The organism is Nostoc sp. 2RC (genome assembly GCF_014222165.1).
GTDB classification, from domain to species: domain Bacteria; phylum Cyanobacteriota; class Cyanobacteriia; order Cyanobacteriales; family Nostocaceae; genus Nostoc; species Nostoc linckia.
The window spans coordinates 1-5,741 of sequence record NZ_JACKZU010000468.1; the positions used below are offsets into that span (position 1 = coordinate 1).

8 protein-coding genes are annotated in these 5,741 nt (G+C 46.0%); 7 read left to right on the forward strand and 1 reads right to left on the reverse strand.

The window, feature by feature from the left end; translation table 11 throughout:
- Positions 1 to 65: 65 nt before the first annotated feature.
- The gene (locus GNE10_RS31405; RefSeq protein ID WP_185569820.1) at positions 66 to 245 is read right to left on the reverse strand and encodes a hypothetical protein; all 180 of its coding nucleotides are present in this window, start codon (positions 243 to 245) and stop codon (positions 66 to 68) included.
- A gap of 215 nt (positions 246 to 460) precedes the next feature.
- On the opposite strand from GNE10_RS31405, the gene GNE10_RS36620 reads away from it, so the two are divergent.
- From GNE10_RS36620 to ggt, 7 genes are all read left to right on the forward strand, one after another.
- Positions 461 to 751, forward strand: coding sequence for a putative quinol monooxygenase (locus tag GNE10_RS36620; RefSeq protein WP_185569821.1), 291 nt, complete (start codon positions 461 to 463; stop codon positions 749 to 751).
- 305 nt (positions 752 to 1,056) lie between these two features.
- Entirely contained in the window at positions 1,057 to 1,731 is a 675-nt protein-coding gene (locus GNE10_RS31415; RefSeq protein WP_185569823.1) for a type 1 glutamine amidotransferase domain-containing protein, read from the forward strand.
- A gap of 285 nt (positions 1,732 to 2,016) precedes the next feature.
- Complete coding sequence (locus tag GNE10_RS31420) at positions 2,017 to 2,805, forward strand: tryptophan-rich sensory protein (RefSeq protein WP_185569825.1); 789 nt, start codon at positions 2,017 to 2,019, stop codon at positions 2,803 to 2,805.
- Between the two features lie 59 nt (positions 2,806 to 2,864).
- The gene (locus tag GNE10_RS36270) at positions 2,865 to 3,281 is read left to right on the forward strand and encodes an MOSC domain-containing protein (protein ID WP_260447109.1); all 417 of its coding nucleotides are present in this window, start codon (positions 2,865 to 2,867) and stop codon (positions 3,279 to 3,281) included.
- The gene (locus tag GNE10_RS36275) at positions 3,223 to 3,531 is read left to right on the forward strand and encodes an MOSC domain-containing protein (protein ID WP_260447110.1); all 309 of its coding nucleotides are present in this window, start codon (positions 3,223 to 3,225) and stop codon (positions 3,529 to 3,531) included. The genes GNE10_RS36270 and GNE10_RS36275 overlap by 59 nt, the downstream gene beginning before the upstream one ends.
- A gap of 48 nt (positions 3,532 to 3,579) precedes the next feature.
- Positions 3,580 to 3,813: a hypothetical protein gene (locus GNE10_RS31430; RefSeq protein ID WP_185569826.1), complete on the forward strand. Its 234-nt coding sequence runs from the start codon at positions 3,580 to 3,582 to the stop codon at positions 3,811 to 3,813.
- Between the two features lie 137 nt (positions 3,814 to 3,950).
- Positions 3,951 to 5,729, forward strand: coding sequence for a gamma-glutamyltransferase (gene ggt, locus GNE10_RS31435; protein ID WP_185569828.1), 1,779 nt, complete (start codon positions 3,951 to 3,953; stop codon positions 5,727 to 5,729).
- Positions 5,730 to 5,741 lie beyond the last annotated feature (12 nt).

Consider the following 5,741-nt stretch of genomic DNA (forward strand, 5'->3'; position numbering starts at 1 on the left):
GTACACCGTAGCCTTAGCAAGGGGAGGGTTGGGGAGGGGTCTTGTCTATGTGTCGCATTCTTTTTTCAAATTGGTATTAGGTAGGGGCGAACAATTAATAATGCCTTTTTTGCGGTTCTACTAGTGCGTGCATCTGCTAGGACATCTACTATGTAAGTCCCACCAGCGCGACCTAAAAGACGTTGAGTTTCATTTACTCGATACTGGACATTTTGCACTGGAGGAAGATGGGGAGGCGATCGCAAAATACATCAATCAATTTCTCTCGTCACAATTTTAACTCATCCCTACTAAAGAATTTGATTATATTTTTAGTAGCTATCACGTACAATAAATCTTTATCCAGCGAGAAAACGCCGAACATCTCGATCGCGGTTAAGCGTTCACGGACGGCACAACAACTGTAAGAGCAAGCTGCTGGGGTGTTAGTACGCTTGTCTTGAAAGGGAGCAGTAAGCACATGGAAAAGGTCGTTATCGTGAAATGGAGAATTAAGAAGTCGGAAACGTCCCGGATACTAAAATTGCTACCGGAGCTGGCCGAGAAGAGTAGATCCGAGGAAGGCAACATTTCCTACACGATTTATCAGTCCGAAAGCGATCCTTGCGAACTCATCCTTTGCGAACACTACACCGACAACGCTGCCGCAGAATCTCACAGGCGATCGGAACACTATAAAAGAATCGTTGCACAAGAGATCGTGCCCCATCTTGAAGACCGCGAGGTGATATCAGTGAAGAAGCTTGTTTAAAGCTGTGTTCCGAACCCATTCGTGAGGGCTTAAGGTCAGGTACTATTTGTTAATAAGCAATAGTACTTAAAATATCCCTAAAATCACGGCTCAAATTGGGGTTGAAAACACAATTTTTGAGCAGGCGATGACGCAATTTTGATACGCATCTTTGATTCTTACTCCATTGCTTCAGTACAAGAGTTAACTTCAAACCTGTGCTGATGACAAAATTTCAGCATAATTTCTAATTGACATTAGTTTGATTATCTTAACCTCTCACCAATGTCCCGAACCAAACCAGACAACCGTACTAAGGAAAAGCTATGTCAAAAAATATTCTCATAATAGTATCGAACGCGTACGTTATTGGCCCGAACAACCGAAGAACGGGAAATTTCCTGCCAGAGGTTGCACATCCTTATGCGGAATTCGACAGAGCAAAATACCAAATTGATTTTGCAAGTCTCACCGGAGATACGCCGTTTCTGGATGCGCTCAACCTTGCTGACGACCCTGACAACCTAGCCTTCTTGGTAGGAAAAGGGTGGGACTCAATGCAGAAAGCGAAGAAGCTAGAAGACGTGGACGTTAGCCAGTACGATGCCATCTTTATACCTGGCGGTTTGGCACCGATGGTTGATATGCCGGAACATCCGCCGCTTAAGAAGGTCGTCAAAGAGACATACGAGCGAAAGGCGGTGGTCGGGGCCGTGTGTCATGGGCCGGTATCGTTGCTGAACGTCAAGTTGAGTGATGGCACCTATCTGCTCGCCGGGAAGAACATCAGTTCATTCACAAACGACGAGGAAGAAAACTACGCTAAAGCCGATGTGCCTTTCTATCTGGAAACGGCCCTCACCAAACAAGGCGCGATCTTCCAAAAGACGGCACCTTGGCAGGCGTTCAGCATTGCTGATGGAAATCTCGTCACCGGGCAGAATCCTGCTTCTGCCAAAGGTGTCGCACAGAAGATGATCGCGCTCTTGGAGGAATTTTAGGCAGGCAGGCGATCGCTTTGTTTCCTCAACTGGGAACAGGGAACGGGCAACGGGCAACAGGAAAGTCTGTTAAGAGTTCCCTCTCCCCATCCCTGGGTTTGAGTCCCCCGCCTACAGGCGGCTTTGTCTTGACGGGGGTTTAAATCCCCCGTCACAGACAGTCCCTGTTAAGAGTTCCCTGTTCCCTGTTCCCCGTTAATGACTTGCTCGATATGACTGTGGATTGTATGCATCACTCTTTTTGGGATGTAAGCTAAAAGCACAAAAGATATGAGTTAACGTCCTATGCAGCAGTCCACAAGAGGCAATTACTGGGATTTTTGGCGGCAGCTTGTTACTTTGGCTGCAATCTTTGGTGCTTTCGTTGTCAACGTAGTATCGAACGTTTTTCCGCTCAATGGACTCAGCATAGGTGAAATTTCCAATACTTTGTTTAAAAATGTCCTGATTATCCCTGCTAATTACGCCTTTGCTATTTGGGGGCTGATTTACCTTGGGTTATTTGCTTTTGGGGTATACCAAGCTCTACCTAGCCAACGATATGAACCTGATTTACGTAAAACAGCTTATCTATTAGTCATTGCCTGTGTTGCTCAAAGTATTTGGGTGTATCTATTTTTGTCTAGGCTTTTTGCTCTTTCTGTAATTGCAATGTTGTTGATTCTGTTGCCCCTGATTGGTGTTTATGTGCAGTTAGAAATTGGCAAATCCCGTGTACCTCGGCTGAAAAAATGGTGTATTCACTTTCCTATTAGCATTTATCTGGGCTGGATTAGTGTGGCGACCATTGTCAACGTAGCGTGCGCCTTGTATTTTCACGGGTGGAACGGTTGGGGGATTTCTGCTGTAATATGGACTCTCATCATGTTATTAATAGCAACAGCAGTTGCAGCAGTTATAGTCCTCCAGCGTCGAGACATCGCTTATACAGGAGTAATACTTTGGGCATTGGTAGCAATTGCCCTCAAGCACTTTGATAATTCAATGCTCAGAAATGCCGCGTTTGTTTTGGCAATTGTCCTAGTTTTGACGGCTACGATTCACAGCTTACGCCCTCAACAAGAACATATTTAAGTGCGTTCGCTCCATATAAATGGGCTTCGTCTGCTCCGAAGTACTATTGAGGCTAGTCTATGAAATTAATTTCTGTTTGCGTTGGACTACCGCGTGAAGTGAGTTGGAAGAGAAAGTCTGTCACAACTGGCATTTTTAAGCAGCCCGTGAATGGACGAGTGATGCTGCGAACGCTCAATTTAGACGGAGACGGACAAGCAGATTTGACCGTTCACGGAGGTGTTGAGAAAGCGGTTTACGCTTATCCAATGGAGCATTACGCTTACTGGCGGCAGGAGTTGCCCGATGAAGACTTGCCTTGGGGTGCGTTTGGTGAAAACCTAACGATTGAGGGCTTGTCAGAAACAAAAGTGAATATTGGCGTTCACGAAGTGTGCGCGGTAGCGCTCTCGCTTTCGTATTGGCTCGGCTGTTGTGATGGTGACGCAGCCCCGGTTCCCTTGCTTCAAGCTCAATCTCAAGTTTGGACGAGATGATATGGTCAAACGGTTTCTCAACAGTCGATTGAGTGGCATTTACTTTTCAGTAGTCCAAGAAGGTGAAATTGGTGTAGGGGATGAAATCGAACTGGTGAGTCGGGATGAAAACAATGTCACAGTTGCCGATATTGTGCAAATCTACGTGCGTGAAGCCGATGACGATTTAGTGCGCCGCGCTGTTCGGGTTCCAGCTTTGGCAGAGGCTTTGCGAACTTACTTTCAACAGCAAATCGAATCAGAGCATTAAGCTATTGGGTTGTCATCTTCTAAGTAGATGGACATAAATAAATATAATATGTTCTGTCATTGCGTTCGCGTAGCTCTCTACGAGACGCTACGCGAACGCAATGACATCTTAAATTTAATCATGACTATCTACTTATCAGCCAATACAGTTCAGTTAAGCCTTTCTTTCTTTTCTTTGCGTCCTTCTCTGACGAGACGCTGCGCGAATGCGTCCTTGGCGGTAGCCTGCGGCAAGCCGCTACGCGTCTACGTTAAAAAAATTGAATTTGACCAAGAGTTTTAGCCTTAACTGAACCGTATTGACTTATCAGCGCCTTTAATTAAGATGTCTATAAAATCGGAATAGCGATCGCTCTGCAAAAATATAAAATGCGCGGTTAGGCGGTAGCCTATATAAATATCAAACAAAATGGCATAAAAATGCTCAGTATCGCCAAACCGAAGCGAGTTGCAATCGCCATCTTTTCTTTTAGTGTCCTGCTTTACAGCCAAGTTGCATCAGCGGCCTTTACACCCCTACGCAGTAAAAAAGGGATGGTGGTTTCAGCGCATCCTCTGGCCAGTGAAGCGGGAATTTCTATGTTACGTCAGGGTGGTAATGCGGTGGATGCAGCCGTAGCCACAACCTTTGCAATTTCTGTAGTTGAGCCTTTTTCGGCGGGAATTGGTGGCGGTGGATTTTTGCTGGTGCATTCTGAGAAAACCGGCGAAATCAAAGCCTTGGATTTCCGGGAACGCGCCCCCTTAAAGGCTACAAGAAATATGTATTTAGACGCACAAGGTAAGATACGTCCCAATGCAAGTATTAATGGCTATTTAGCAGTGGCGACACCGGGAACGGTGGCGGGACTTTATGAGGTGCATCGGCGCTATGGTAAGCTTTCTTGGGAACAAGTGGTAAAACCTGCCATCGCACTTGCTAAAGATGGCTTTGTCATTGGTGATGCCGCAACTTGGCGTTATCTGCAAAACAACCAATCCCGCAAAGAATTAATTATTAATAACCCCGCAGCGCGGCAAATTTTCACTCGTAACGGTGAATTTTATAAATCAGGAGACAAGCTGATACAGCGCGATTTAGCCCGCACTTTAACGACAATTGCCAAAAATCCCCAAGATTTTTACACTGGAAAAATTGCCAAAACCATCGCCGCCGATATGACAAAAAATGGCGGTTTAATTACTTTAGAAGATTTAAAAGCCTATAAACCAATTTGGCGGTATCCCGTTTGTGGAAACTTCCGCAAAGCTCAAATTTGCTCAATGCCGCCACCATCATCAGGAGGCGTGCATCTATTAGAAATTTTAAATATTATCGGTGACACAGATTTAAAATCTCTAGGATGGCACCATCCAGACGCCATACATTTAATAGTAGAAGCAATGAAGATTGCTTACAGCGATCGCTCACAATATTTAGGCGACCCAGATTTTGTTAAAGTCCCCGTACAAGAATTAATTAGTCCAGCTTACGCCAAAAAACGCCGCCAAGAAATTAACATGGATCGGGCTAGACCCTCCACCCAAGTCAAGCCTGGAAATCTCAATTCTCAACGTCTCCCCATACTTCGGCTCCGCTCAGTACAAGTCTCCCCATCCCCCAGTCTTCGCAACGAATCTCCCGAAACCAGTCATCTAACCGTTGTCGATGACCAACGCAACGCCGTCAGTCTAACTTTCACCATCAACCTTGGTTTTGGTGCTGGTATAGTGACACCAGGAACCGGAATTATCCTCAACAACGAAATGGATGATTTTGCTGCTGCGCCAGGAGTTCCCAATGCCTTTGGTTTAGTTGGTAACCAAGCCAACAGCATTGCACCCCGTAAAACTCCTTTATCCAGCATGACCCCGGCAATTGTCACCCAAAATAATCGTTTCCGCATGGCCGCAGGTGCCCCTGGTGGTAGCACCATCATCACCCAAGTGTTGCAAATAATTTTGAATGTGCTGGAATACAACATGGATGTTGGTGCAGCTGTCTCCGTTCCACGCATACATCATCAATGGCTTCCCGACGAATTGCGCGTCGAATCTTGGGGTTTAGATGCTTTGACTTTAGAGAACTTACGCCGTCGCGGACACAACATCAAAGAAACTGCACCTTGGGGTAATGGTAACGCGATCGCAGTTACACCCGATGGCACTTTAGAAGGAGCCGCCGATCCTCGTAGTGAAGGTGCTGCTAGGGGTTGGTGAAGGGGTGGGGGA

Coding starts and splice junctions, on each gene's coding strand:
- GNE10_RS36620 (WP_185569821.1), top strand. CDS start 461: ATGGAAAAGGTCGTTATCGTGAAATGGAGAATTAAGAAGTCGGAAACG.
- GNE10_RS31415 (WP_185569823.1), top strand. CDS start 1,057: ATGTCAAAAAATATTCTCATAATAGTATCGAACGCGTACGTTATTGGC.
- GNE10_RS31420 (WP_185569825.1), top strand. CDS start 2,017: ATGCAGCAGTCCACAAGAGGCAATTACTGGGATTTTTGGCGGCAGCTT.
- GNE10_RS36270 (WP_260447109.1), top strand. CDS start 2,865: ATGAAATTAATTTCTGTTTGCGTTGGACTACCGCGTGAAGTGAGTTGG.
- GNE10_RS36275 (WP_260447110.1), top strand. CDS start 3,223: ATGGTGACGCAGCCCCGGTTCCCTTGCTTCAAGCTCAATCTCAAGTTT.
- GNE10_RS31430 (WP_185569826.1), top strand. CDS start 3,580: ATGTTCTGTCATTGCGTTCGCGTAGCTCTCTACGAGACGCTACGCGAA.
- ggt (WP_185569828.1), top strand. CDS start 3,951: ATGCTCAGTATCGCCAAACCGAAGCGAGTTGCAATCGCCATCTTTTCT.